The sequence below is a fragment of the Streptomyces sp. NPDC006339 genome (assembly GCF_040612775.1).
Classification (GTDB): Bacteria; Actinomycetota; Actinomycetes; order Streptomycetales; family Streptomycetaceae; genus Streptomyces.
Genome location: NZ_JBEXQW010000002.1, coordinates 43,265 through 66,146 on the forward strand (window position 1 = coordinate 43,265; position 22,882 = coordinate 66,146).

Below are 22,882 nucleotides of genomic sequence, written 5' to 3' on the forward strand. Positions count from 1 at the left end.
GGCCCCGTTGCTGACCCTGCACGTCGCCGAGGCGTCGCCGGAGACCGCCGTCCTCGTCGACGGCGGCCGGATCGCGGCCGTCGGCCCGTACGAGGAGCTGGCGGCCGCCCACCAGGACGCCCGGCTGCGCCGCTGGCCCGGCCTCCTGCTGCCCGGGCTGCTCAACCCGTACGGCCCCGAGCTGCTGGAGCAGACCTACCACCCGGACCCGCGCGAGGCCGACACCTACGGCACCGAGCCGGTCACCGGGGAGCGGGCCCGGGCCCTCTTCCGCGCCGACCCGGCCCGGCTCGGCGCCAGCGCCCGGCGCGGGGTGCAGCGCCTCCTCGCGCACGGGACGGTCGCCGTCGCCGGCGAGCTCCGCTCCCGGGCCGCCCAGGACGCGGTGCGCCGCGCGGGCCTCGCGATCGGCCGCCGGCCCGAGGTGCTGCCCGGCCCACCGTCGCTCTCGCCGGTGCCGCTGGTGCTGCTGCCGCGCCTGACGGCGGGCGCCCCGGCCCGCTTCGCCGTCTTCGACGTGCCCGACACGGCGGCCCTGGTCCGCCGGGGGGCGTCGGCCTGCGTGGCCACCGTCCTCGACGGCCGCCTCGTCTACCGCGCCCGCTGACGGCGCGAACGCCCGTACCGCTCAGCCGCCCTTGACGGCCGGCGGCGCCTTTGTCTCCATCGGACTCGCGTCCGCCCGCCGCACCAGGTCGAGGAAGCGCGGGTCCTCGGCGACGGCGAGCAACTGGCGCGGGGTCACCGGCGCCGAGGCGCCCTGGGGCTCGACGGAGAGCCCCACCCGGCTCCCGCCGTACAGGAAGTTCACGTACGAGCCCAGGGTGTCCTGCCCGTCGACCGGCATCGAGAGCAGGTGCGCCTCGCGGTCCCCGTCGAAGGCGACGGCCTCGCAGACGACCCGGTGCTCCGGGAGGTTCACGCAGGGCCGCAGGGCCCGGTCGTCGGTCGGCCGCACCGAGACGGTCATGCGGAAGGACGTGCCGCCGGCCGTGATCCGGTAGACCGCCACCTGGTCCTTCACCGGCCGGATCGCGGTGACCTTCGGGGGCAGCAGCTCGTCGAGGAGCGCCGCCACCCGCTGCTGGTGCGCCGCCCGCCGCTCGCGCTCGGCCCCGGCCAGACCGTCGGGGTTGTCGGGCGGGGTGACGCCGGGCGTCTCCTCCACCACCACCGGGGGATAGCTCCCGCCGGGGCTCGCGCTCGCGCCGGTGGCCGAGGGCACGGCGGCCGGTGTCGCGGGCGCGGGGTCCGCGCCCGGCAGCAGGGTCAGCCCGAGGGCTCCCGCGGTGACGGCGCCGAAGGCGGTGGCCGCGACGGCGAGGCGGGCCCGGGCCCGCCGCCTGCGTCCCTCCCGCACGGCGAGGGGGGCGAGGTCGGGCAGCGGCGGCAGGTCCTCGGCCGTACGGTCCAGGACGTCGCGGAGCGGAACGGTCTCGTTGTCCACTGGGAACCTCAGCTTTCCGTGATCGAGAGCCCGGCGTCGGCCAGGCGTACGCGGAGTCGGGCGAGCGAGCGCGAGCACTGGCTCTTGACGGTGGCCTCGCTGCACCGCAGCAGCGCCGCCACGGAGGCCACGCTCTGGTCGTCCCAGTAGCGCAGCACGACCATCGCCCGGGCCCTCGGCGGCAGCTCGGCGAGCACCGCGAGCAGCGTGACGCGCAGGTCGGCGTGGTCGGCGGCGGCCTCCGGCACCGTGCCGCCGGTCCGGGTGAGCACGAGGAGGTCGCGCAGCCGCCGGCGCCGTTCCGCCAGGAACGTCCGCGTCAGCACCGTCTTGGCGTACGCGAGCGGATGCTCGGCGGCCCCCGCCCGCCGCCAGTGCCGGTAGAGCGTGGCCAGCGTGGTCTGGGTCAGGTCCCGCGCGTTCTCCGCGTCCCCGCACAGCAGGTACGCCGTGCGGTACAGCCGCTGCTGGGAGGCCCGCGCGAAGTCCTCGAACCCGGCGACGGACCCCACGTCCACGCCCCCCACCACCTCGGGTCTCACTTCGGTCGACACTGCCATCGCGCTCCTGCTCTCCTCGCCGTCGTGTGCTGTGCTCGACCGTCCTTGAGCGCGCCCGGGCCCGAAAGGTTGAAGCGGTACGAGAAGAGATTCCGGCGGCTGCTTGAATGGGGACCGTGACCCGAGCCAACCTGGACAAGCAGCCGCACGAAGTCGCCTCCATGTTCGACGACGTCGCGGCGAACTACGACCTCACCAACGACGTCCTGTCCCTCGGTCAGGACCGGCGGTGGCGCAAGGAGGTCGCCAAGGCGGTCGACGCGCGGCCGGCGCAGAAGATCCTCGACCTCGCGGCCGGCACCGCGACCTCCTCGCAGCCGTTCGCCCGCGCCGGGGCGTACGTCGTGCCGTGCGACTTCTCCCTCGGCATGCTCCGGGTCGGCAAGCGGAAGCACCCGTGGATGCCGTTCACGGCGGGCGACGGCACGAAGCTGCCGTTCAAGGACGACGTCTTCGACGCGGTCACCATCTCCTTCGGCCTGCGCAACATCCAGGACACCGACCAGGCGCTGCGCGAGCTGTACCGGGTGACGAAGCCCGGCGGCCGGGTCGTCATCTGCGAGTTCTCGCACGCCACGTGGGCGCCGTTCCGCACGGTCTACGAGGAGTACCTGATGCGGGCGCTGCCGCCGGTCGCGCGCGCCGTCTCCTCGAACCCCGACGCGTACGTCTACCTGGCCGAGTCCATCCGCTCCTGGCCCGACCAGCCGACCCTCGCGGGGATGCTGCGGAAGGCCGGCTGGTCCAGGGTCGCCTGGCGGAACCTGTCGGGCGGGATCGTGGCCCTGCACCGCGGGTTCAAGGCGGAGTAGGGCCGGCGGCCCGGCGGCGCGGCTACGCCGCGGGCAGGCCGTAGCCGCCGACGCCGGTGTACACCGCGTCCGCGACCTTGCGGTGCACCTTCACGCCGCCCTCGGTGTCCGTCGGGGGCGTCCGCACCCGCGTGCCGGTCACGAGCGTGGTCGAGCCGCCGCCGTCGAGGTTGAGCACGTCGACCAGGCCGAGTTCCCGGGAGTCGAGGAGCTCGGCGAAGGAGCGCAGGTAGTCGCCGTCCTCGTTCGCCCGGCCGGTGAGGGTGACGAGCACCGGGTGGCCCTCGTCGTCGGTGCCGAGGGCCGTCCGCGAGTCGGTGCAGACGCGGGTGGTGCCGTCGGCGCCCGTCTCCGTGCCGCTGCACGCGTCGGGCAGTTCGGCGGGGATCTCGCCGTCGCGCAGCAGTTGGTGGAAGGCGCTCACGACGTCGACCGAGGCGTCCAGCGGGATGTCCCGCTCCCTCGTCATGTCCCGCAGCCTCGTGCCGATCACCGCCCGGTCGTCGCGGACGAACCGGGTGCGCAGCCACGCGGCCCCGGTGCCGATGCCCTGGAGGACGCGGCCGCCGGCCGGGACCCGGATGCCGCCGCGGCCCTCGTGGGCGTCGGTGACGACGCCGTGCGCGTCGAGGACGACCTCGAAGCCCCGGTCGGTGGTGGCGGCGCCGGTGGGGTCCGTGCCCGGTGCGGGGACGGTGGCGCCGTAGTCGTCGGTGAACAGGACGATCTCGTCCGGGTCGGAGTAGACGGCCGGGTCCGAGCTGACCTTGGTGTCGCGCTCGTCGCGCGCGCAGTGCGGGGCGCGGCCGGGGCTCCGGTTGACGTCGTCGATCCGGATCGTCTCGCCGGTGGGCGCGGTCAGCCTCATCTCCGTGCGGAGTTTGGTGATGTACGGGACGCCGTACTGGATGACCGCTCCGGTGCTGCCCTTGCCGCCGCTCCAGCAGCCGGCGCTGTGCAGGACCCCGTCGACGGCCGAGGCGCTGGTGTACACGATCCTCTCGGCCGCCGTCCCGGCCGCCTCCCGCTGGAACAGGCCGCCGTTGACGCCCGCGTGCGGGTGACGGGCGGCGACGGGGGACACGGCGGCGAGCTGGTCGGCGACGGTCTCCGCCGCGGAGGCGTTCGCGCCGAGGAAGCTCTCCAGCGTGACCGGGCCGGCGGCGGGGTCGATCTCGACGACCTGGAGGACGCGGCCCGCCGTGCGGTTGTCGGGGATCGTCTCGGTCCACGTGGTGTGGGTGACGCCGGGGGCGAGGGTGACGGGTGCGCCCGGGGTCCAGCGGAGGGCGAGCGGGCTCGCCGGCTCCCCGGCGGGGGGCGCGGCGACGGCCGAGGTGGTCAGGGCGAGGGCGCCGAGGGCGGCGACGAGGGACGCGAGGGTACGGCGGTGGCGCGTGGTCACTGGCACTCCGCCGTTCCGTCGACGAGCTCGTGGGAGCGGAAGGTGGCCGCGAAGGGGGCGGGCACGGTGGTGTGGTCGCCGCGGAGCACCACGTAGGCGCCGTAGGTCTTCCGGTCCTTCGGGTCGGTCCAGGTGCCGTCGAAGGTGGGCCGGGGGTAGAAGCAGGCGTCGTGCCGGGTGCGGTTGAAGACCGACCGGGGTGCGGCCTCGGGGCCGTAGCTGCTGCCGTGGTCGTCCCCTGCGGTCCGGGGCAGGTGCACGGTCATCGCGCCCCGCCCGTGGGGCTTCGCGAAGGTGCAGACCCGGTTGTCGGGGCAGCGCTCGTAGCCGGTGAAGCACAGGGCGCGGGTCGGGACCGTCTTGTGGGCGCTCAGGGTGCGGACGAAGCGGGGGTCGCCGGTGGCGTAGTCGCCGGAGCCGCCCGGCTCGACGGTCCGCACCGGGCCGCCGTAGCCGGCGTCGACGTACAGGCAGGCCCAGTACCGGGTGTTGTTCCTGGCCGACAGCGTCCGGTCGTCCCAGGCCGCGTCGTACGCCTCCGCGTTCCGGCGGTCGGTGAAGTCCCGCCGCTCGCCGGTGCCGGCGGCGCCGCTGTAGAGGCACAGGGTGTGCGCGGGGCAGTCGTCGAAGGGCAGCGGGTCGGCGTTCGCGGGCAGCACGAGGAACGCCGAGCAGAGGAGGGCGAGGAGGGCGAGGACCGCCGTGATCAGCGCGCTCGGCCGGCGGACGGGTCCTCCGTGTCTTCGCATGATCGTCATATGACGATCCTTCCTCTCCGGGTGGCCCTTCGGAGCGTGCGACACGGGCCCCCCTAGACTGCCCGGGTACGTGCGTACGTCCGTACCGCCCCTATCGCCCTAGTCTTCGGGAGACCCCGCCGTGACCGAGCAGCCCCTCTCCGAGCACAGCGCAGATGTGATCGTCGTCGGGGCGGGCCCGGCCGGCTCGACCACCGCGTACTACCTGGCCAAGGCGGGACTCGACGTCCTGCTCCTGGAGAAGACCGCGTTCCCGCGCGAGAAGGTCTGCGGCGACGGGCTCACCCCGCGCGCCACCAAGCAGCTCGTCGCCATGGGCATCGACATCTCCGAGGAGGCCGGCTGGCTGCGCAACAAGGGCCTGCGGATCATCGGCGGCGGTGTGCGGCTCCAGCTCGACTGGCCGGACCTCGCCTCGTATCCGGACTACGGACTCGTGCGCAAGCGCGACGACTTCGACGAGACGCTGGCCCGTCAGGCGCAGAAGGCGGGGGCGCGGCTGTACGAGCGCTGCAACGTCCAGGCGCCGCTGATCGACGACCGCACCGGCCGGATCACCGGCGTGCGCGCCAAGCTCGGCGAGGAGAAGCGCGAGGTCACCTTCCACGCGCCGCTGGTCGTGGCCGCCGACGGCAACTCGACCCGGCTGTCCCTGGCGATGGGGCTGCACCGGCGTGAGGACCGTCCGATGGGCGTCGCCGTCCGGACGTACTTCACGACGCCCCGCCACGAGGACGACTACCTGGAGTCCTGGCTGGAGCTGTGGGACCGGCGCGGCCCGCAGGACCGTCTGCTGCCCGGCTACGGCTGGATCTTCGGCATGGGCGACGGCACGTCCAACGTGGGCCTCGGCATCCTCGACTCGTCCTCGGCCTTCCGCGAGCTGGACTGGCGCGAGGTCCTGAAGGCGTGGTGCGCCTCCATGCCGGAGGACTGGGGCTTCACCCCGGACAACATGACGATGCCGATCCGCGGCGCGGCCCTGCCGATGGCCTTCAACCGCCAGCCGCACTACACCAAGGGCCTGCTGCTCGTCGGTGACGCGGGCGGCCTGGTCAACCCGTTCAACGGCGAGGGCATCGCCTACGCGATGGAGTCCGGCCAGATCGCCGCCGACGTCATCGTGCAGGCCCACGCCCGCTCCACCCCCGCCCAGCGCGAGCTGGCGCTGCGCAACTACCCGCGGATCCTGAAGGACACCTACGGCGGCTACTACACGCTCGGCCGCGCCTTCGTGAAGCTCATCGGCAACCCGAAGGTCATGAAGGTCGCGACGCAGCGCGGTCTGACCCACCCGCTGCTGATGAAGTTCACGCTGAAGATGCTGGCCAACCTCACCGACCCGACGGGCGGCGACGCGATGGACCGCATCATCAACGGCCTGTCGAAGGTGGCACCGAAGGCGTGAACGAACGCCGGTAGGCGGTCGGCGAGACCCCGAGGGCACGGGTGAAGTGGCGGCGCAGGTTCGCCGCCGACCCCAGTCCGCTCGCCTCGCCGATCCGCTCCACCGGCAGATCGGTCGACTCCAGGAGCGCCTGCGCCCGCACCACCCGCTGCTGGAGCAGCCACTGCAGCGGTGTGGTGCCGTGGGCCTCGCGCACCCGGCGGTGGAAGGTGCGCGGGCTCATCCGGGCCCGGCGGGCCAGCCCGTCGACGGTCAGCGGCTCGTGCAGGTGCTCCAGGGCCCACTGGAGGGCGGGCCCGAGCAGGTCCCGCCCGCCCGGCGGCAGCGGCGCCTCCACGAACTGGGGCCGGTCGCCGGCCCGCGGGGCCGGGACGACCAGGCGCTGGGCGAGGGCGCCCGCGACGGTGGCGCCGAGGTCCTTGCGGACGAGGTGCAGGCACAGGTCCAGGCCGGCGGCGGCGCCCGCGCCGGTGAGCACGGTGTCCTCGTCGGTGTAGAGGACCGAGGCGTCGACGTCCACACGGGGGTGGCGGGCGGCGAGTGCGGGCGCGTACTCCCGGTGGAGGGTGGCCCGGCGGCCGTCGAGCAGTCCGGCGGCGGCGAGCGCGAAGGCCCCGCTGCACATGGACACCATCCGGGCGCCGCCGTCCGCCGCCGCCCGCAGGGCCTCGACGAGATCGCCGGGCAGGCTCTCGCGGCCCTCGACGACACCGTCCGGCACCGACGGCACGATGACCGTGTCCGCGCCGGCGAGCCCGTCGAGCCCGTGCGTGCTCTGCGGGCCGGGGCCGGCGACGACGCGCAGCGCGTACCAGGGGTCGGCCAGGTCGGTGTGCGGGATGCCGAAGACCATGGTGGCGACGGACAGTTCGTAGAGGTCCCAGGGGGAGATCCCGGGTGTCTTGCCGGGGACGAGGGCGACGGCCACCACTCCTGCGCTCATGCCGGCGAGCCTATGGCAGGAACCGTGCGCCCGCGGGCGGTTCACCCGCTGTCGGCGGCCTCGCGCCGCTGGGAGCGTGGGGCGCATGAGCGACAGCACGAAGCAGCACGTCACCGTCATCGGGCTCGGCCGGATGGGCAGCGCCCTCGCCGACGCCTTCCTCACCGCCGGCCACCCCACCACCGTCCACAACCGCACCCCGGAGAAGGCCGCTCCGCTGGTCGCCCGGGGCGCCCGGAGCGCCGCGAGCGTCGCCGAGGCGGTCACGGCGAGCGAGCTCGTCGTGGTCTGCGTCCTCGACCACGCGGCCGTCCGCGAGCTCCTCGCCCCCGTCGCGGACGCGCTGCGCGGCCGGGTCCTGGTGAACCTCACCTCGAGCTCGCCCGAGCAGGCCCGCGAGGAGGCCGCCTGGGCGGCGGCCCACGGGATCGGTTACCTCGACGGCGGCATCATGACCACGCCGCCCGGCATCGGCGACAGCGCCAACATGATCCTGTACGCGGGCTCGCCCGAGCTGCTGGCCGCGCACCGCGAGACCCTCGCCGTGCTCGGCGACCCGGTCGACCTCGGCACGGACGCGGGCCTCGCCTCGCTGTACGACGCGGGGCTGCTCGGCCTGATGTGGTCGGTCTTCGGCGGCTGGCTGCACGCCACCGCGCTCACCGGCGCCGACGGCGTACCGGCGAAGGAGTTCACCGGGGTCGCCGTCCGCTGGCTGCGGACGGTCGCGTGGTTCATGACCGGCTACGCGGAGCAGATCGACGCCGGCGCGTACCCGGGGGACGACGCCACGATCGACGTCCAGGTGGCGGCGATCGGCCACCTGCTGCACGCCGGTGCGGAGCGGGGGGTCGACGACCGGCTGCCGCGGCTGCATCTGGAGCTGATGCGGGAGGCGGTGGCGGCCGGGCACGGTGGCGACAGCTACGCCAGGGTCATCGAGTCCTTCCGGCGGTAGCGCCCCTGGGTGAACAGGGCGAAGGGCCGTCGCTCCCCCGAGGAGTGACGGCCCTTCGCTTCGTTCCGGTGCGGATCAGAGGATCCGGACGGCGCCCGACGGCGGGTCCCAGTCCATGTCGCGCTCGACGACACCGGTCGAGGGGTTCTGCGCGCCGACGTACTTGCCGCCGCCGACGTAGATGGCGACGTGGTACGAGCCGCTGCGGCTGCCCCAGTACAGGATGTCGCCCGGCTGGAGGTCGCTCAGGGAGACGGAGGTGCCCATGCTCGACTGCGAGCTGGAGACGCGCGGCAGGTCGATGCCGGCCTGGCGGTAGGCGGCCTGGACGAGGCCGGAGCAGTCCCAGGAGTTGGGACCGGTGCCGCCGGAGACGTAGGCGTCGCCGACCTGGGCGCGGGCGAAGGCCACGATGGCGGCGGCGGAGCCGGTGGCGACCCGGGAGCTGCTGGAGGAGCCGCTGTCCGAGGCGCTGTAGGAGGACGTGGAGAGGGAGGTGCGCTCCGCGGTGCGGGAGGCGCGCTCCCGGGCCTCGGCGCGGGCCTTCTCGGCCTTCTCGGCCTCGGCCTTGCGGTCCGCCTCGGCCTTGGCCTTCTTGGCGTCCTTGGCGGCCTTCTCGAGGGCCGCCTTCTCCTGGGCCGCGAGGTGCTGGTCCAGGGCCTCCTGCTGGCTCGCCTCGGCGGAGGCGGAGACGGCGCCGGCGAGGTCGGCGTCGAGGGAGCCCAGGGTGGGCATCTCGAGGGTCGTCTCGGTCACCGGCTCGGCGTTCGCCGGGGCGGCGGCTCCGGCCACCGCGATGGTGCTGAAGACGCCACCGGCAACTCCGGCCCGGAACGCGAGCTTCGAGGCGCCGCGGCGGGGCTTCCGGTGGCTGGGTATGTGAGCGGTCTGGGACATGAGTACAACCGCTATCAGGGCTTCACGGTTCCCTTCAAGAAACGTGGGTTGCGCCACAGTTACGTCCGGAACCTTCGAATCCGCTTCTCTGGCACCCTTATTGACGCCGTAACGGGCAAAACGGGCACGGCTTAACAGGGCCTTGATCATGTGTTTTCAATGAAACGCCCGAATTGCCCGCCGCTTACCACCTCTTCACGTCGATGGCCAAGCCCCGTTCTTCCCGGCCCTCGATTCCTGTGGTGCAGGTCACATCCGCGCTCGTGAACGCGCGCACACGTCCACCGCCGTACGTCCGGACCCCCGACCGGGCGATGGCCGGTTCCCTTATCACTCGTACGCGTTCCAGTGCCAATTTGCCTGTAGCGGCCAACTCTTGATAGTGCAACACCCCTCCGACCAGCGATTTCCGATACGGATGTCACATCTGGTGATCACCTGGGCGCTTCGCGTGGCAAGATCACCGCTCATCCGGCTTCATGATCCTTCGTCAGGTGGTGGAGATCACAAAGTCCTTGGCGTACCCCGTGTCGCAGATCACAGAGGGGCGGGCTTAAGATACGCGGCAGTCGGCTTGTGAACTGCCTCACATGTGGCGATCTTCGGAGACCCGGATGAGGACGACGCGAAGCCGGTGTGCGGTCCAACGGTCAAGGACGACTGGAAGGAGCGAGGAGCGTGAATGCGTACGCGCCCATCCTCGTGCTCGGTGCCCTGGGAGCGGGGTTTGCGATCTTCTCCGTGGTCATGGCCACGCTCATCGGGCCAAAGCGGTACAACAGGGCGAAACTCGAGGCGTACGAGTGCGGCATCGAGCCCACGCCGACGCCTGCCGGGGGCGGTCGCTTCCCGATCAAGTACTACCTGACGGCGATGCTCTTCATCGTCTTCGACATCGAGATCGTCTTCCTCTACCCCTGGGCCGTCAGCTTCGACGCCCTGGGGCTTTTCGGGCTCGTGGAGATGCTGCTCTTCGTGCTCACCGTCTTCGTCGCCTACGCGTACGTGTGGCGGCGCGGCGGCCTGGAATGGGACTGAGGGGCTGAGGAGCACCCATGGGACTCGAAGAGAAGCTGCCGAGCGGTTTTCTGCTGACGACCGTCGAACAGGCCGCGGGCTGGGTCCGGAAGGCATCCGTCTTCCCCGCGACCTTCGGCCTCGCCTGCTGTGCCATCGAGATGATGACCACCGGAGCCGGCCGCTACGACCTGGCCCGCTTCGGCATGGAGGTCTTCCGCGGCTCGCCGCGCCAGGCCGACCTGATGATCGTGGCCGGCCGCGTCAGCCAGAAGATGGCGCCCGTCCTGCGGCAGGTCTACGACCAGATGCCGAACCCCAAGTGGGTCATCTCGATGGGCGTATGCGCCTCTTCAGGCGGAATGTTCAACAATTACGCGATTGTGCAGGGCGTTGATCACATTGTTCCGGTTGACATCTATCTGCCGGGTTGCCCGCCGCGCCCGGAGATGCTGATGGACGCGATTCTCAAGCTCCACCAGAAGATCCAGGGCTCCAAGCTCGGCGTGAACGCCAAGGAAGCGGCCCGCGAGGCGGAGGAGGCGGCGCTCAAGGCGCTGCCGACGATCGAGATGAAGGGGCTGCTGAGGTGAGCGACGCACGCGTGGCCGCCAGGCCGCAGGCGACGACGATGCGCGAGGCTCTGCGCCGCGCGGGCGGAGAAGCGAAGGGGTGTGCACGTTGAGCGACGAGACCCCCAACCCCGAGAAGGACCTCAGCGCGCAGAACCTGCCGGGCCAGCGCGGCGAGCACGGCGAGGAGGTCCGCGTCCAGCGCGGCATGTTCGGCGCCGACGACGGCGGCGACACCTCCGGCTACGGCGGCCTCGTCCGCTCGATCCGGCTGCCCGGGCCCGCCACCCGCCCCTACGGCGGCTGGTTCGACGAGGTCGCCGACGAGCTCGAAGGCGCCCTGGAGGAACAGGGCCTCCTCCCCGAGAACGCGATCGAGAAGACCGTCGTCGACCGCGGGGAGCTCACCTTCCACATCGAGCGCGAGCACCTCGTCCGGGTCGCCCGCACCCTGCGCGACGACCCCGCCCTGCGCTTCGAGCTCTGTACGGGCGTCTCCGGCGTCCACTACCCGGGCGACAAGGGCCGCGAGCTGCACGCCGTCTACCACCTGCGCTCGCTCACCCACGGCCGGCTGATCCGCCTGGAGGTCTCGGCCCCCGACAGCGACCCGCACGTGCCGTCCCTCGTCGGGGTCTATCCGACCAACGACTGGCACGAGCGCGAGACCTACGACTTCTTCGGTCTCGTCTTCGACGGCCACCCCGCCCTCACCCGGATCATGATGCCGGACGACTGGCAGGGCCACCCGCAGCGCAAGGACTACCCCCTCGGCGGCATCGCCGTCGAGTACAAGGGCGCCCAGATCCCGGCTCCGGACCAGCGGAGGTCGTACTCGTGACCACCCCTTCTGCAAGCGCGCGTGAGACGACCGAAGGCACCGTCTACACGGTCACCGGCGGCGACTGGGACGAGGTCGTCCGGTCCGCCGCCAAGGCCGACGACGAGCGCATCGTCGTCAACATGGGCCCCCAGCACCCGTCCACCCACGGCGTGCTCCGGCTCATCCTGGAGATCGACGGCGAGACCGTCACCGAGGCCCGCTGCGGCATCGGCTACCTCCACACCGGCATCGAGAAGAACCTCGAATACCGGACCTGGACGCAGGGCACCACCTTCGTCACCCGCATGGACTACCTCACCTCGTTCTACAACGAGACGGCGTACTGCCTCGGCGTGGAGAAGCTGCTCGGCATCACCGACCAGATCCCGGACCGGGCGAGCATCATCCGCGTCCTGCTGATGGAGCTCAACCGGCTCTCCTCGCACCTGGTCTGCATCGCCACCGGCGGCATGGAGCTCGGCGCCACCACGATCATGATCTACGGCTTCCGGGACCGCGAGATGATCCTGGACCTGTACGAGCTGATCACCGGCCTGCGCATGAACCACGCGTTCATCCGCCCCGGCGGCCTCGCCCAGGACCTCCCGCCCGGCGCCGTCGACGCCGTGCGCGAGTTCGTGAAGACCATGAAGAAGAACCTGCCGGAGTACGACAAGCTCGCCACCGGCAACCCCATCTTCAAGGCCCGCATGCAGGACGTCGGCTACCTCGACCTCACCGGCTGCATGGCGCTGGGCGCCACCGGCCCCATCCTGCGCTCGGCCGGGCTCCCGCACGACCTGCGCAAGACCGACCCGTACTGCGGCTACGAGACCTACGACTTCGAGGTCCCCACCGCCGACACCTGCGACGCCTACGGCCGCTTCCTCGTCCGCCTGGAGGAGATGCGCCAGTCGCTGCGGATCGTCGAGCAGTGCCTCGACCGCCTGGAGCCCGGCCCGGTCATGGTCGGCGACAAGAAGATCGCCTGGCCCGCCCAGCTCGCCCTCGGCCCCGACGGCCTCGGCAACTCCCTCGACCACATCAAGAAGATCATGGGCACCTCCATGGAGGCCCTGATCCACCACTTCAAGCTGGTCACCGAGGGCTTCCGGGTCCCCGCCGGACAGGCGTACACGGCCGTCGAGTCGCCCAAGGGCGAGCTCGGCGTCCACGTCGTCTCCGACGGCGGCACCCGCCCCTACCGGGTCCACTTCCGCGACCCGTCCTTCACCAACCTCCAGGCCATGGCCGCGATGTGCGAAGGCGGCCAGGTCGCCGACGTCATCGTCGCCGTCGCCTCCATCGACCCCGTGATGGGAGGTGTCGACCGATGACGGACATCCAGCTCGGGATGCCGGAGCTGCCGGCCCCCGACTACCCGGCCGAGGTCCGCGCCCGGCTCGAAGCCGACGCGCGGGCGATCATCGACCGCTACCCGGGGTCCCGCTCCGCGCTCCTGCCGATGCTGCACCTCGTGCAGGCGGAGGAGGGGTACGTCACCCGTACCGGCATGCGGTTCTGCGCCGACATGCTCGGCCTGACCACCGCCGAGGTCACCGCCGTCGCCACCTTCTACAGCATGTACCGCCGCCGGCCCTCCGGTGACTACCAGGTCGGCGTCTGCACCAACACCCTGTGCGCGGTCATGGGCGGCGACGCCATCTTCGAGGAGCTCAAGGAGCACCTCGGCGTCGGCAACAACGAGACCACCCCGGACGGCAAGGTCACCCTGGAGCACATCGAGTGCAACGCGGCCTGCGACTTCGCCCCGGTCGTGATGGTCAACTGGGAGTTCTTCGACAACCAGACGCCCGAGTCGGCCAAGCAGATCGTCGACGACCTGCGGGCCGGCCGTCCCGTGGCACCCACCCGCGGCGCGCCGCTGTGCACCTTCAAGGAGACCGCCCGCATCCTGGCGGGCTTCCCCGACGAGCGCGAGGGGGCCGTCGAGGCCACCGGAGGGGCCGGCCCGGCCTCGCTCGTCGGGCTGCGGCTGGCCAAGGGCGAGACCCCGCACCACAAGATCGTCCACCCGCGCGGCGAATCGGCCAGTGGGGAGGGGGAGTGATGACCTTGGCAGCCGAGATCAACAACAGCAGCCCCGAGAAGCTGCTCGCACCCGTTCTGTCCGCCTTCTGGGACCAGCCGGACTCCTGGACCCTGGAGACCTACCGGCGGCACGAGGGCTACGAGGGCCTGCGCAAGGCCCTCGCGATGTCACCCGACGAACTCATCGCGTACGTCAAGGACTCCGGTCTGCGCGGCCGCGGCGGCGCCGGCTTCCCCACCGGAATGAAGTGGCAGTTCATTCCGCAGGGCGACGGCAAGCCGCACTACCTCGTCGTCAACGCCGACGAGTCCGAGCCCGGCACCTGCAAGGACATCCCGCTCCTCTTCGCCAACCCGCACTCGCTCATCGAGGGCATCGTGATCGCCTGCTACGCGATCCGCTCCAGCCACGCCTTCATCTACCTGCGCGGCGAGGTCGTCCCCGTCCTGCGCCGCCTGCACCACGCGGTGAAGGAGGCGTACGACGCCGGATACCTGGGCCGGAACGTCCTCGGCAGCGGGCTCGACGTCGAACTCACCGTGCACGCCGGCGCCGGCGCGTACATCTGCGGCGAGGAGACCGCCCTGCTCGACTCGCTCGAAGGACGGCGCGGCCAGCCCCGGCTGCGACCCCCCTTCCCCGCGGTCGCCGGTCTGTACGCCTGCCCCACCGTCGTGAACAACGTCGAGTCCATCGCCTCCGTTCCCGCGATCCTCAACAAGGGCAAGGACTGGTTCACGTCCATGGGCAGCGAGAAGTCCCCGGGCTTCACGCTCTACTCGCTCAGCGGCCACGTCGCCTCGCCCGGCCAGTACGAGGCCCCGCTCGGCATCACCCTGCGCCAGCTCCTCGACATGAGCGGCGGGATGCGGCCCGGCCACCGGCTCAAGTTCTGGACCCCCGGCGGCTCCTCCACCCCGATGTTCACCGAGGAGCACCTCGACGTCCCGCTCGACTACGAGGGCGTCGGCGCCGCCGGGTCCATGCTCGGCACCAAGGCGCTGCAGTGCTTCGACGAGACCACCTGCGTGGTCCGGGCCGTCACCCGCTGGACCGAGTTCTACGCCCACGAGTCCTGCGGCAAGTGCACGCCCTGCCGCGAGGGCACCTACTGGCTCGTCCAGTTGCTCCGCGACATCGAGGCCGGCAAGGGCGTGATGTCCGACCTCGACAAGCTGAACGACATCGCCGACAACATCAACGGCAAGTCCTTCTGCGCCCTCGGCGACGGCGCCGCCTCGCCGATCTTCTCCTCGCTGAAGTACTTCCGCGACGAGTACGAGCAGCACATCACGGGCAAGGGCTGCCCCTTCGACCCCGCCAAGTCGACGGCCTGGGCGGACAAGCACCGGGAGGTGAACGCATGACCGTCACCACGTCGACCCCCGCCGGCGGCGGCAGCCCGGCGGTTCCGCCGGAGGACCTCGTCACCCTGACGATCGACGGCATCGAGGTCTCCGTCCCCAAGGGGACCCTGGTGATCCGCGCCGCCGAACAGCTCGGCATCGAGATCCCCCGCTTCTGCGACCACCCGCTGCTCGACCCCGCCGGCGCCTGCCGCCAGTGCATCGTCGAGGTCGAGGGCCAGCGCAAGCCGATGGCCTCCTGCACCATCACCTGCACCGACGGCATGGTGGTGAAGTCGCAGCTCACCAGCCCCGTGGCCGAGAAGGCCCAGCACGGCGTGATGGAGCTGCTGCTCATCAACCACCCGCTGGACTGCCCGGTCTGCGACAAGGGCGGCGAGTGCCCGCTGCAGAACCAGGCGATGTCCCACGGGCAGGCCGAGTCCCGCTTCGAGGGCGTGAAGCGGACGTACGAGAAGCCGGTCGCCATCTCCACCCAGGTGCTGCTCGACCGCGAGCGGTGCGTGCTGTGCGCGCGCTGCACCCGCTTCTCCAACCAGGTCGCCGGCGACCCGATGATCGAGCTGATCGAGCGCGGCGCGCTCCAGCAGGTCGGCACCGGCGAGGGCGACCCCTTCGAGTCGTACTTCTCCGGCAACACCATCCAGATCTGCCCGGTCGGCGCGCTCACCTCGGCCGCCTACCGCTTCCGCTCCCGGCCCTTCGACCTGGTGTCCTCGCCGAGCGTCTGCGAGCACTGCGCGGGCGGCTGCGCGACCCGCACCGACCACCGGCGCGGCAAGGTCATGCGGCGGCTCGCCGCCGAGGACCCCGAGGTCAACGAGGAGTGGATCTGCGACAAGGGGCGGTTCGCGTTCCGGTACGCGCAGCAGCGTGACCGGCTCACGACCCCGCTCGTCCGCAACGAGCTCGGCGTGCTCGAACCGGCCTCGTGGCCCGAGGCCCTGGAGGCCGCGGCCCGCGGCCTGGTCCGCGGGCGCACCGGCGTCCTGGCCGGCGGCCGGCTGACCGTCGAGGACTCCTACGCGTACGCCAAGTTCGCGCGGGTCGCCCTCGACACCAACGACGTCGACTTCCGGGCCCGCGTCCACTCCGGCGAGGAGGCCGACTTCCTGGCCTCCGTCGTCGCCGGGCGGGGACGCGACCTGGACGGGGCCGGGGTCACGTACACGGCACTGGAGGCGGCCCCCGCCGTGCTCCTCGTCGGCCTGGAGGCCGAGGAGGAGGCGCCCGGCGTCTTCCTGCGGCTGCGCAAGGCGTGGCGCAAGAAGGGCCAGAAGACCTTCGCCGTCGCCGCCTACGCCACCCGCGGCCTGGAGAAGGCCGGCGGCACCCTGCTCGCCGCCGCTCCCGGCACCGAGACCGAGTGGCTGGACGCCCTCACCTCCCGAGTCGGCCTCTCCGAGGACGGTCTCGCCGCCGCCGAGGCGCTGCGCCAGGAGGGCGCGGTGATCGTCGTCGGCGAGCGGCTCGCCGGGGTGCCGGGCGCGCTGACCGCCGCCGTGCGGGCCGCGACCGCCACCGGCGCGCGACTGGTGTGGATCCCGCGCCGGGCCGGTGAGCGCGGCGCCGTCGAGGCGGGCGCCATCCCGTCGCTGCTGCCCGGCGGGCGGCCCGCGACCGACCCGCGGGCCCGCGAGGAGGTCGCCGCCGTCTGGGGCGTGCGCGAACTCCCGCACGGTTACGGCCGCGACACCGGCCAGATCGTCGAGGCGGCCGCCATCGGCGAGCTGGCCGCGCTGCTCGTCGGCGGCGTCGACGTCGACGACCTGCCGGACCCGGCACGCGCGCGTGAGGCACTCGACCGGGCCTTCGTCGTCTCCCTGGAGCTGCGCCCCGGCGCGGTCACGGAGCGGGCCGACGTGGTCCTGCCGGTCGCCGCCGTCGCGGAGAAGCCCGGCACCTTCCTCAACTGGGAGGGCAGGGCCCGGATGTTCGAGGCCGCGCTGAAGCCGGAGCAGATGACCCGGCCGCTCGCCCCGACCGACGCCCGCGTCCTGCACATGCTGGCCGACGCCCTCGACGCCCATCTCGCGCTGCCCGACCTGCGGTCCGTGCGGCGCGAGCTGGACCGGCTCGGCGGCTGGACCGGCGAGCGGGCCGGCGAGCCGGCCGAACCCGGCCAGCCCGCGCCCCGCGCGGCCGACGGCGAGGCCGTCCTCGCCGGACACCGGCTGCTGCTCGACCTGGGCCGCCTCCAGGAGGGCGACGAGGCCCTGGCCGGCACCCGGCACGCCGCCGTCGCCCGGCTGTCGGCCGCCACCGCCGCCGCCACCGGCGTCAAGGACGGCGACCTCCTCGCCGTCACCGGCCCGTCCGGCAGCACCGAACTCCCCCTGGCGATCACCGAGATGCCCGACCGCGTGGTCTGGCTCCCGCTGAACTCCACGGGCCACGGCGTCCTCACCGACACCGGCGCCCACCCCGGCGACCTGGTCCGCATCGGCCCGGCCACCTCGAAGGAGGTGGCGACATGACCGGCATCGCGCCCCGCCGCGCCTCCCTGCCGGCGGAGGGCCGCATGGCGTGCGGGCCTCTGGCCGCGCAGCCCGTCGGCTCCGGCGTCCGCCTGCTCGCCGCGGTTTCGCCGCGCGTGGCCGGCGGTCCCCGGCCGGGTGCCGCCCCGGCCGTCGCGCACCGCGCGACGGGCTCGCGCGGCTCCGGCGCCCACGTCGTCCGGCCGGCCGCAGGTCCGGCCCTCCCCGTACCGGAGGTGCGTGCATGACCGCCCTCGCTGCACTCGACGCCGCACAGCGCAGCGTCCTCGCCGCCGAGGACCTGTCGATGTTCGGCACGGACCCCTGGTGGCTCGTCGCGATCAAGGCGGTCTTCTGCTTCGCCTTCCTGATGGTGACCGTGCTCTTCTCCATCGTGTGGGAGCGCAAGGTCGTCGCCTGGATGCAGCTCCGCGTCGGACCCAACCGGCACGGCCCCTGGGGCATGCTCCAGTCGCTCGCCGACGGCATCAAGCTGATGCTGAAGGAGGACGTCATCGTCCGCCGGGCCGACAAGGTCGTCTACGTGCTGGCCCCGATCGTTGCCGCCATCCCCGCCTTCATGGCGATCGCGGTGATCCCGTTCGGCCCGGCCGGCAACGAGGTGTCGATCTTCGGGCACCGCACGGCGATGCAGCTCACCGACCTGCCGATCGCGATGCTGTACGTCCTCGCGGTCGCCTCCGTCGGCATCTACGGCATCGTCCTCGCCGGCTGGTCCTCCGGATCGACGTACCCGCTGCTCGGCGGACTGCGCTCCTGCGCGCAGATGATCTCCTACGAGATCGCGATGGGCGCCGCCTTCGCCTCGGTCTTCCTCTACTCCGGGTCGATGTCGACCTCGGCGATCGTGGAGGCGCAGGCCGACCGCTGGTACATCGTGCTGCTGCCGGTCTCCTTCATCATCTACGTCGTCACCATGGTGGGCGAGACCAACCGCGCCCCCTTCGACATGCCGGAGTCCGAGGGCGACCTCGTCGGCGGCTTCAACACCGAGTACTCGTCCATCAAGTTCGCGATGTTCATGCTCGCCGAGTACGTGAACATGGTGACCGTCTCGGCCGTGTCCGTGACCCTCTTCCTGGGCGGCTGGCGGGCCCCGTACCCGATCTCCACCTTCTGGGAGGGCGCGAACCACGGCTGGTGGCCGATGCTCTGGTTCGTCCTCAAGGTCCAACTGCTGCTGTTCTTCTTCATCTGGCTGCGCGGCACCCTGCCCCGGGTCCGCTACGACCAGCTCATGAAGCTCGGCTGGAAGGTCCTCATCCCGGTCTCCGTGGTCTGGCTGATGCTGGTCGCCACCGTCCGGGCGCTGCGCAACGAGAACTACGACTTCCAGACGATCGTGCTGTACGTCGCCGGCGCGGTCCTCGCGATCCTGCTGCTCTCCTTCGTCGCCGACGTCTTCCGCGACCGGAAGGCGAAGGGGGCGGAGGCCGAGGCCGAGTCCGAGACCTCGTTCGACCCGATGGCCGGCGGCTTCCCCGTACCGCCCAAGCCCGGACAGTCCCTGCCGCCCGTACCGCGGCGTCGGCCCCGCCACGAGCGGGAGCTGATTGTCAGTGGTGGCCCCGATACTGCTACTGCGAGTGATGGAAAGGAGACGGACGGTGTCTGATTTCCAGAATCCGGTGGCCGGCTTCGGCGTGACCTTCAAGGCCATGTTCAAGAAGCGGCTGACCGAGCAGTACCCGGAGCAGCAGAAGACCACGGCGCCCCGCTTCCACGGCCGGCACCAGCTCAACCGTCACCCCGACGGCCTGGAGAAGTGCGTCGGCTGCGAACTGTGCGCCTGGGCCTGCCCCGCCGACGCCATCTACGTGGAGGGCGCCGACAACACCGACGAGGAGCGCTACTCCCCGGGCGAGCGGTACGGCCGCGTCTACCAGATCAACTACGCCCGCTGCATCCTGTGCGGGCTGTGCATCGAGGCGTGCCCCACGCGCGCGCTGACGATGACCAACGAGTTCGAGCTGGCCGACTCCTCCCGCGAGAACCTGATCTACACCAAGGAGCAGTTGCTCGCGGGCCTGGAGGAGGGCATGGTCGACACCCCGCACGCCCTCTACCCGGGCACCGACGAGCAGGACTACTACCGGGGCGTGGTCACCGGGGCGGCGCCCGACACCGTCCGTCAGGTCGCCGTCTCCAAGGGCGAGGTGGTGCAGGAGGGCGACTCCACCTTCGGCGAGACCGAACCGGCGTCGGGGAAGGTGATCGGCCGATGAGCGCGCTCGCCGCCTCCCTCACCTCCACCGGCGAGGCCGTCCAGTTCTGGATCCTCGGCACGGTGGCCGTCGTCGGCGCGCTGTGCACGATCCTCATGAGGAAGGCCGTCCACTCGGCGCTCTGCCTCGCCGGCACCATGATCGTCCTGGCGGTCTTCTACCTCGCCAACGGCGCGTACTTCCTCGGCATCGTCCAGATCGTCGTCTACACCGGCGCGATCATGATGCTGTTCCTCTTCGTGGTCATGCTGGTCGGCGTCACCGCCGCCGACTCGCTCAAGGAGACCCTCAAGGGACAGCGCTGGTGGGCGGCGGCCTGCGGGCTCGGCTTCGGCGTCCTGCTGATCGCCGGCATCGGCCAGGCCGCGCTGACCGAGTTCAACGGCCTCGGGGCGGCCAACACCGCCCACGGCGGGAACGTCGAGGGCATCGCCGCCCTCGTCTTCACCACATACGTCTTCGCCTTCGAGATCACCGGCGCCCTCCTGATCACGGCGGCCGTCGGCGCCATGGTCCTCACCCACCGCGAGCGCACCGAACGCGCCCGCACCCAGCGCGAGCTGTCCGAGCAGCGCGTCCGCGAAGGCAAGCACCTGCCGCCGCTCCCCGCGCCCGGCGTCTACGCCCGGCACAACGCGGTGGACATCGCCGGTCTGCTGCCCGACGGCACCCCGTCCGAGCTCACCGTCATCTCCACCCTGCGCAAGCGCGGCCAGATCCGCGACGTCTCCACGGAGGCGCTCGCCGACCTCAAGGCCCTGGAGCAGCGCGCCGAGGAGCGCCTCGGCCGCGAGCGGGAGGACGTCCGCGACCTCCGGGACCAGGTCCGGGACCGCGGCCGGGACACGGCCCGGGACGAGGCTCGGGACGAAGAGGAGGCCACCCGGTGAATCCCGTCAACTACCTGTATCTCGCCGCCCTGCTGTTCACCATCGGCGCGGCCGGGGTGCTGATCCGGCGGAACGCGATCGTCGTCTTCATGTGCGTCGAGCTGATGCTCAACGCCTGCAACCTCGCGTTCGTCGCCTTCTCCCGCATGCACGGCAACCTCGACGGCCAGATCATCGCCTTCTTCACGATGGTCGTGGCCGCCGCGGAGGTCGTCGTCGGACTCGCGATCATCGTGTCCGTCTTCCGTGCCCGTCACTCGGCCTCGGTCGACGACGCCAGCCTGATGAAGCTGTGAGGGGCTGACCGTGGACAACCTCATTGCGCTGCTCGTCGCGGCGCCCCTGCTCGGAGCCGCCGTCCTGCTGTGCGGCGGGCGGCGGCTCGACAAGGCCGGGCACTGGCTCGGCACCCTGCTCGCCGCCGTCTCCTTCGGCATCGGCCTGGTCCTGTTCGCCGACATGCTCTCCAGGAGCGCCGACGAGCGGGCCCTGCACCAGCGGCTGTTCAGTTGGATCCCCGTCGAGGGCTTCCAGGCCGACATCGCCTTCCAGCTCGACCAGCTCTCGATGACCTTCGTGCTGCTGATCACCGGTGTCGGCACGCTCATCCACGTGTACTCGATCGGGTACATGGCGCACGACGAGCGCCGCCGCCGCTTCTTCGGCTATCTCAACCTGTTCGTCGCGGCGATGCTGCTGCTCGTCCTCGCCGACAACTACCTGCTGCTGTACTTCGGCTGGGAGGGCGTCGGCCTCGCCTCCTACCTCCTGATCGGCTTCTGGCAGCACAAGCCCACCGCCGCCACCGCCGCCAAGAAGGCGTTCCTGGTCAACCGGGTCGGCGACATGGGCCTGTCCATCGCGATCATGCTGATGTTCACCACCTTCGGGACCTTCGCCTTCGGGCCGGTCCTGGAGTCGGCGGGGGAGACCTCCGAGGGCATGCTGACCGCGATCGGACTGATGCTGCTCCTCGCGGCCTGCGGCAAGTCCGCGCAGGTCCCGCTGCAGTCCTGGCTCGGCGACGCGATGGAGGGCCCGACCCCGGTCTCCGCCCTCATCCACGCCGCCACGATGGTGACCGCCGGTGTCTATCTGATCGTCCGCTCCGCCGACATCTTCAACGCGGCGCCGAACGCCCAGCTCGTCGTCACCGTCGTCGGCGCCGTCACGCTCCTCTTCGGTGCGATCGTCGGTTGCGCCAAGGACGACATCAAGAAGGCGCTGGCCGGCTCGACGATGTCGCAGATCGGCTACATGGTCCTCGCGGCCGGCCTCGGCCCCATCGGCTACGCCTTCGCGATCATGCACCTGGTGACCCACGGCTTCTTCAAGGCCGGGCTCTTCCTCGGTGCCGGCTCCGTCATGCACGGCATGAACGACGAGGTCGACATGCGCAAGTACGGCGGCCTGCGGAAGTACATGCCGGTCACCTTCGCGACCTTCGGCCTCGGCTACCTCGCGATCATCGGCTTCCCCGGCCTGTCCGGCTTCTTCTCCAAGGACAAGATCATCGAGGCGGCCTTCGCCAAGGGCGGCACCGAGGGCTGGATCCTCGGCGGCTGCGCCCTCCTCGGCGCCGCCATCACCGCGTACTACATGACCCGCGTGATGATCCTGACCTTCTTCGGCGAGAAGCGCTGGCAGCCCGCCCCGGACGCCGACAAGGTGCCCGGCGCCGAACCGGCCGCCGAGCACGCGGCCGGGGCGATGCCCCACCCGCACGAGTCCCCGAAGTCCATGACGATCCCGATGATCCTGCTGGCCTTCGGCTCCGTCTTCGCCGGCGGATTCTTCGGCATCGGCGACCGCTTCGTGACCTGGCTGGAGCCGGTCACCGGCTTCGAGCACGGCCACCCGCCGATCGGCGCCGGGGCGATCACCGCCTCCACCGTCGCCGTCATGCTCCTCGGCGTCGGCATCGCGTACCTCCAGTACGGGCGCCGCCCGGTGCCGGTGGTCGCCCCGCGCGGCTCGCTGCTCACCCGGGCCGCCCGCCGCGACCTGCTCCAGGACGACTTCAACCACGTCGTCTTCGTCCGCGGCGGCACCCACCTGACCCGCTCCCTCGTCTACGTCGACCACAGCCTCGTCGACGGGGTGGTCAACGGAACCGCGGCCTCGGTCGGCGGACTCTCCGGCCGGCTGCGCCTGTTCCAGAACGGCTACGCCCGGTCGTACGCGGTCTCCATGTTCGGAGGTACGGCGGTGCTCATCGCCGCGACCCTGCTGATGAGGGCGGTGTAACG

Annotated in this window: 23 protein-coding genes; 17 read left to right on the forward strand and 6 right to left on the reverse strand. The window is 71.8% G+C overall.

Annotated features, from left to right (window positions below; all coding sequences use genetic code 11):
- Positions 1-7 precede the first annotated feature (7 nt).
- On the forward strand, positions 8-607 hold the full coding sequence (locus ABZ135_RS01670; RefSeq protein ID WP_356690713.1) for a hypothetical protein: 600 nt from the start codon (positions 8-10) through the stop codon (positions 605-607).
- Between the two features lie 21 nt (positions 608-628).
- Here ABZ135_RS01670 and ABZ135_RS01675 read toward each other — a convergent pair whose 3' ends face one another.
- Both ABZ135_RS01675 and ABZ135_RS01680 read right to left on the reverse strand, forming a co-directional pair.
- Entirely contained in the window at positions 629-1,447 is an 819-nt protein-coding gene (locus ABZ135_RS01675; RefSeq protein WP_356690715.1) for a hypothetical protein, read from the reverse strand.
- Positions 1,448-1,455: 8 nt separating this feature from the next.
- On the reverse strand, positions 1,456-1,965 hold the full coding sequence (locus ABZ135_RS01680) for a SigE family RNA polymerase sigma factor (RefSeq protein WP_356690717.1): 510 nt from the start codon (positions 1,963-1,965) through the stop codon (positions 1,456-1,458).
- 158 nt (positions 1,966-2,123) lie between these two features.
- Here ABZ135_RS01680 and ABZ135_RS01685 point away from each other — a divergent pair, with 158 nt between their 5' ends.
- The gene (locus ABZ135_RS01685; RefSeq protein ID WP_356690719.1) at positions 2,124-2,819 is read left to right on the forward strand and encodes a demethylmenaquinone methyltransferase; all 696 of its coding nucleotides are present in this window, start codon (positions 2,124-2,126) and stop codon (positions 2,817-2,819) included.
- Between the two features lie 22 nt (positions 2,820-2,841).
- Here the strand turns inward: ABZ135_RS01685 and ABZ135_RS01690 are convergent, their stop codons facing one another.
- Positions 2,842-4,224, reverse strand: a complete 1,383-nt coding sequence (locus tag ABZ135_RS01690; RefSeq protein ID WP_356690721.1) for a phosphodiester glycosidase family protein — start codon at positions 4,222-4,224, stop codon at positions 2,842-2,844.
- The gene (locus ABZ135_RS01695; protein ID WP_356690723.1) at positions 4,221-4,982 is read right to left on the reverse strand and encodes a peptidase inhibitor family I36 protein; all 762 of its coding nucleotides are present in this window, start codon (positions 4,980-4,982) and stop codon (positions 4,221-4,223) included. The genes ABZ135_RS01690 and ABZ135_RS01695 overlap by 4 nt, the downstream gene beginning before the upstream one ends.
- A 121-nt stretch (positions 4,983-5,103) precedes the next feature.
- Here ABZ135_RS01695 and ABZ135_RS01700 point away from each other — a divergent pair, with 121 nt between their 5' ends.
- Positions 5,104-6,390: a geranylgeranyl reductase family protein gene (locus ABZ135_RS01700; RefSeq protein WP_356690725.1), complete on the forward strand. Its 1,287-nt coding sequence runs from the start codon at positions 5,104-5,106 to the stop codon at positions 6,388-6,390.
- Here ABZ135_RS01700 and ABZ135_RS01705 read toward each other — a convergent pair.
- Positions 6,356-7,333, reverse strand: coding sequence for a helix-turn-helix domain-containing protein (locus tag ABZ135_RS01705; RefSeq protein WP_356690727.1), 978 nt, complete (start codon positions 7,331-7,333; stop codon positions 6,356-6,358). The genes ABZ135_RS01700 and ABZ135_RS01705 overlap by 35 nt on opposite strands.
- An 85-nt stretch (positions 7,334-7,418) precedes the next feature.
- Here ABZ135_RS01705 and ABZ135_RS01710 point away from each other — a divergent pair, with 85 nt between their 5' ends.
- A complete protein-coding gene (locus ABZ135_RS01710) occupies positions 7,419-8,291 on the forward strand; it encodes an NAD(P)-binding domain-containing protein (protein WP_356690729.1) in 873 nt (290 codons plus the stop codon).
- A gap of 75 nt (positions 8,292-8,366) precedes the next feature.
- Here the strand turns inward: ABZ135_RS01710 and ABZ135_RS01715 are convergent, their stop codons facing one another.
- Entirely contained in the window at positions 8,367-9,188 is an 822-nt protein-coding gene (locus ABZ135_RS01715; RefSeq protein ID WP_356690731.1) for a C40 family peptidase, read from the reverse strand.
- 678 nt (positions 9,189-9,866) lie between these two features.
- Between ABZ135_RS01715 and ABZ135_RS01720 the strand changes: the two genes are divergently transcribed.
- The 13 genes from ABZ135_RS01720 (at position 9,867) to nuoL (ending at position 22,880) form a co-directional block, all read left to right on the forward strand.
- The gene (locus ABZ135_RS01720; protein WP_003956195.1) at positions 9,867-10,226 is read left to right on the forward strand and encodes an NADH-quinone oxidoreductase subunit A; all 360 of its coding nucleotides are present in this window, start codon (positions 9,867-9,869) and stop codon (positions 10,224-10,226) included.
- A 17-nt stretch (positions 10,227-10,243) separates the two neighbouring features.
- Positions 10,244-10,798, forward strand: coding sequence for an NADH-quinone oxidoreductase subunit B (locus ABZ135_RS01725; RefSeq protein ID WP_265863904.1), 555 nt, complete (start codon positions 10,244-10,246; stop codon positions 10,796-10,798).
- 88 nt (positions 10,799-10,886) lie between these two features.
- Complete coding sequence (locus ABZ135_RS01730; RefSeq protein WP_356690734.1) at positions 10,887-11,618, forward strand: NADH-quinone oxidoreductase subunit C; 732 nt, start codon at positions 10,887-10,889, stop codon at positions 11,616-11,618.
- Complete coding sequence (locus ABZ135_RS01735; RefSeq protein WP_356690736.1) at positions 11,615-12,937, forward strand: NADH-quinone oxidoreductase subunit D; 1,323 nt, start codon at positions 11,615-11,617, stop codon at positions 12,935-12,937. Before ABZ135_RS01730 ends, ABZ135_RS01735 begins: the two co-directional genes overlap by 4 nt.
- Positions 12,934-13,671, forward strand: a complete 738-nt coding sequence (gene nuoE, locus ABZ135_RS01740; protein WP_356690738.1) for an NADH-quinone oxidoreductase subunit NuoE — start codon at positions 12,934-12,936, stop codon at positions 13,669-13,671. Before ABZ135_RS01735 ends, nuoE begins: the two co-directional genes overlap by 4 nt.
- Positions 13,671-15,020: an NADH-quinone oxidoreductase subunit NuoF gene (gene nuoF / locus ABZ135_RS01745; RefSeq protein ID WP_356690740.1), complete on the forward strand. Its 1,350-nt coding sequence runs from the start codon at positions 13,671-13,673 to the stop codon at positions 15,018-15,020. The genes nuoE and nuoF overlap by 1 nt, the downstream gene beginning before the upstream one ends.
- The gene (locus tag ABZ135_RS01750; RefSeq protein ID WP_356690742.1) at positions 15,017-17,497 is read left to right on the forward strand and encodes an NADH-quinone oxidoreductase subunit G; all 2,481 of its coding nucleotides are present in this window, start codon (positions 15,017-15,019) and stop codon (positions 17,495-17,497) included. The genes nuoF and ABZ135_RS01750 overlap by 4 nt, the downstream gene beginning before the upstream one ends.
- Positions 17,494-17,745: a hypothetical protein gene (locus tag ABZ135_RS01755; protein WP_356690744.1), complete on the forward strand. Its 252-nt coding sequence runs from the start codon at positions 17,494-17,496 to the stop codon at positions 17,743-17,745. Before ABZ135_RS01750 ends, ABZ135_RS01755 begins: the two co-directional genes overlap by 4 nt.
- Positions 17,742-19,133 carry an NADH-quinone oxidoreductase subunit NuoH gene (gene nuoH, locus ABZ135_RS01760; RefSeq protein ID WP_356690746.1) on the forward strand — a complete coding sequence of 464 codons (1,392 nt, stop codon included), beginning with the start codon at positions 17,742-17,744 and terminating at the stop codon, positions 19,131-19,133. The genes ABZ135_RS01755 and nuoH overlap by 4 nt, the downstream gene beginning before the upstream one ends.
- Entirely contained in the window at positions 19,126-19,743 is a 618-nt protein-coding gene (gene nuoI / locus ABZ135_RS01765) for an NADH-quinone oxidoreductase subunit NuoI (RefSeq protein WP_356690748.1), read from the forward strand. Before nuoH ends, nuoI begins: the two co-directional genes overlap by 8 nt.
- Entirely contained in the window at positions 19,740-20,633 is an 894-nt protein-coding gene (locus ABZ135_RS01770) for an NADH-quinone oxidoreductase subunit J (RefSeq protein WP_356690750.1), read from the forward strand. Before nuoI ends, ABZ135_RS01770 begins: the two co-directional genes overlap by 4 nt.
- Positions 20,630-20,929: an NADH-quinone oxidoreductase subunit NuoK gene (gene nuoK, locus ABZ135_RS01775; RefSeq protein WP_030214504.1), complete on the forward strand. Its 300-nt coding sequence runs from the start codon at positions 20,630-20,632 to the stop codon at positions 20,927-20,929. The genes ABZ135_RS01770 and nuoK overlap by 4 nt, the downstream gene beginning before the upstream one ends.
- A gap of 10 nt (positions 20,930-20,939) precedes the next feature.
- The gene (gene nuoL, locus ABZ135_RS01780) at positions 20,940-22,880 is read left to right on the forward strand and encodes an NADH-quinone oxidoreductase subunit L (protein WP_356690752.1); all 1,941 of its coding nucleotides are present in this window, start codon (positions 20,940-20,942) and stop codon (positions 22,878-22,880) included.
- The last annotated feature ends 2 nt before the right edge of the window (positions 22,881-22,882 follow it).

Bases quoted from the DNA above. Each gene is read 5' to 3' on its own strand.
- nuoE (WP_356690738.1), top strand. From the start codon at position 12,934: ATGACGGACATCCAGCTCGGGATGCCGGAGCTGCCGGCCCCCGACTAC.
- ABZ135_RS01695 (WP_356690723.1), bottom strand. From the start codon at position 4,982: ATGACGATCATGCGAAGACACGGAGGACCCGTCCGCCGGCCGAGCGCG.
- ABZ135_RS01710 (WP_356690729.1), top strand. From the start codon at position 7,419: ATGAGCGACAGCACGAAGCAGCACGTCACCGTCATCGGGCTCGGCCGG.
- ABZ135_RS01705 (WP_356690727.1), bottom strand. From the start codon at position 7,333: ATGAGCGCAGGAGTGGTGGCCGTCGCCCTCGTCCCCGGCAAGACACCC.
- nuoF (WP_356690740.1), top strand. From the start codon at position 13,671: ATGACCTTGGCAGCCGAGATCAACAACAGCAGCCCCGAGAAGCTGCTC.
- ABZ135_RS01715 (WP_356690731.1), bottom strand. From the start codon at position 9,188: ATGTCCCAGACCGCTCACATACCCAGCCACCGGAAGCCCCGCCGCGGC.
- ABZ135_RS01755 (WP_356690744.1), top strand. From the start codon at position 17,494: ATGACCGGCATCGCGCCCCGCCGCGCCTCCCTGCCGGCGGAGGGCCGC.
- nuoH (WP_356690746.1), top strand. From the start codon at position 17,742: ATGACCGCCCTCGCTGCACTCGACGCCGCACAGCGCAGCGTCCTCGCC.
- ABZ135_RS01770 (WP_356690750.1), top strand. From the start codon at position 19,740: ATGAGCGCGCTCGCCGCCTCCCTCACCTCCACCGGCGAGGCCGTCCAG.
- ABZ135_RS01750 (WP_356690742.1), top strand. From the start codon at position 15,017: ATGACCGTCACCACGTCGACCCCCGCCGGCGGCGGCAGCCCGGCGGTT.
- ABZ135_RS01725 (WP_265863904.1), top strand. From the start codon at position 10,244: ATGGGACTCGAAGAGAAGCTGCCGAGCGGTTTTCTGCTGACGACCGTC.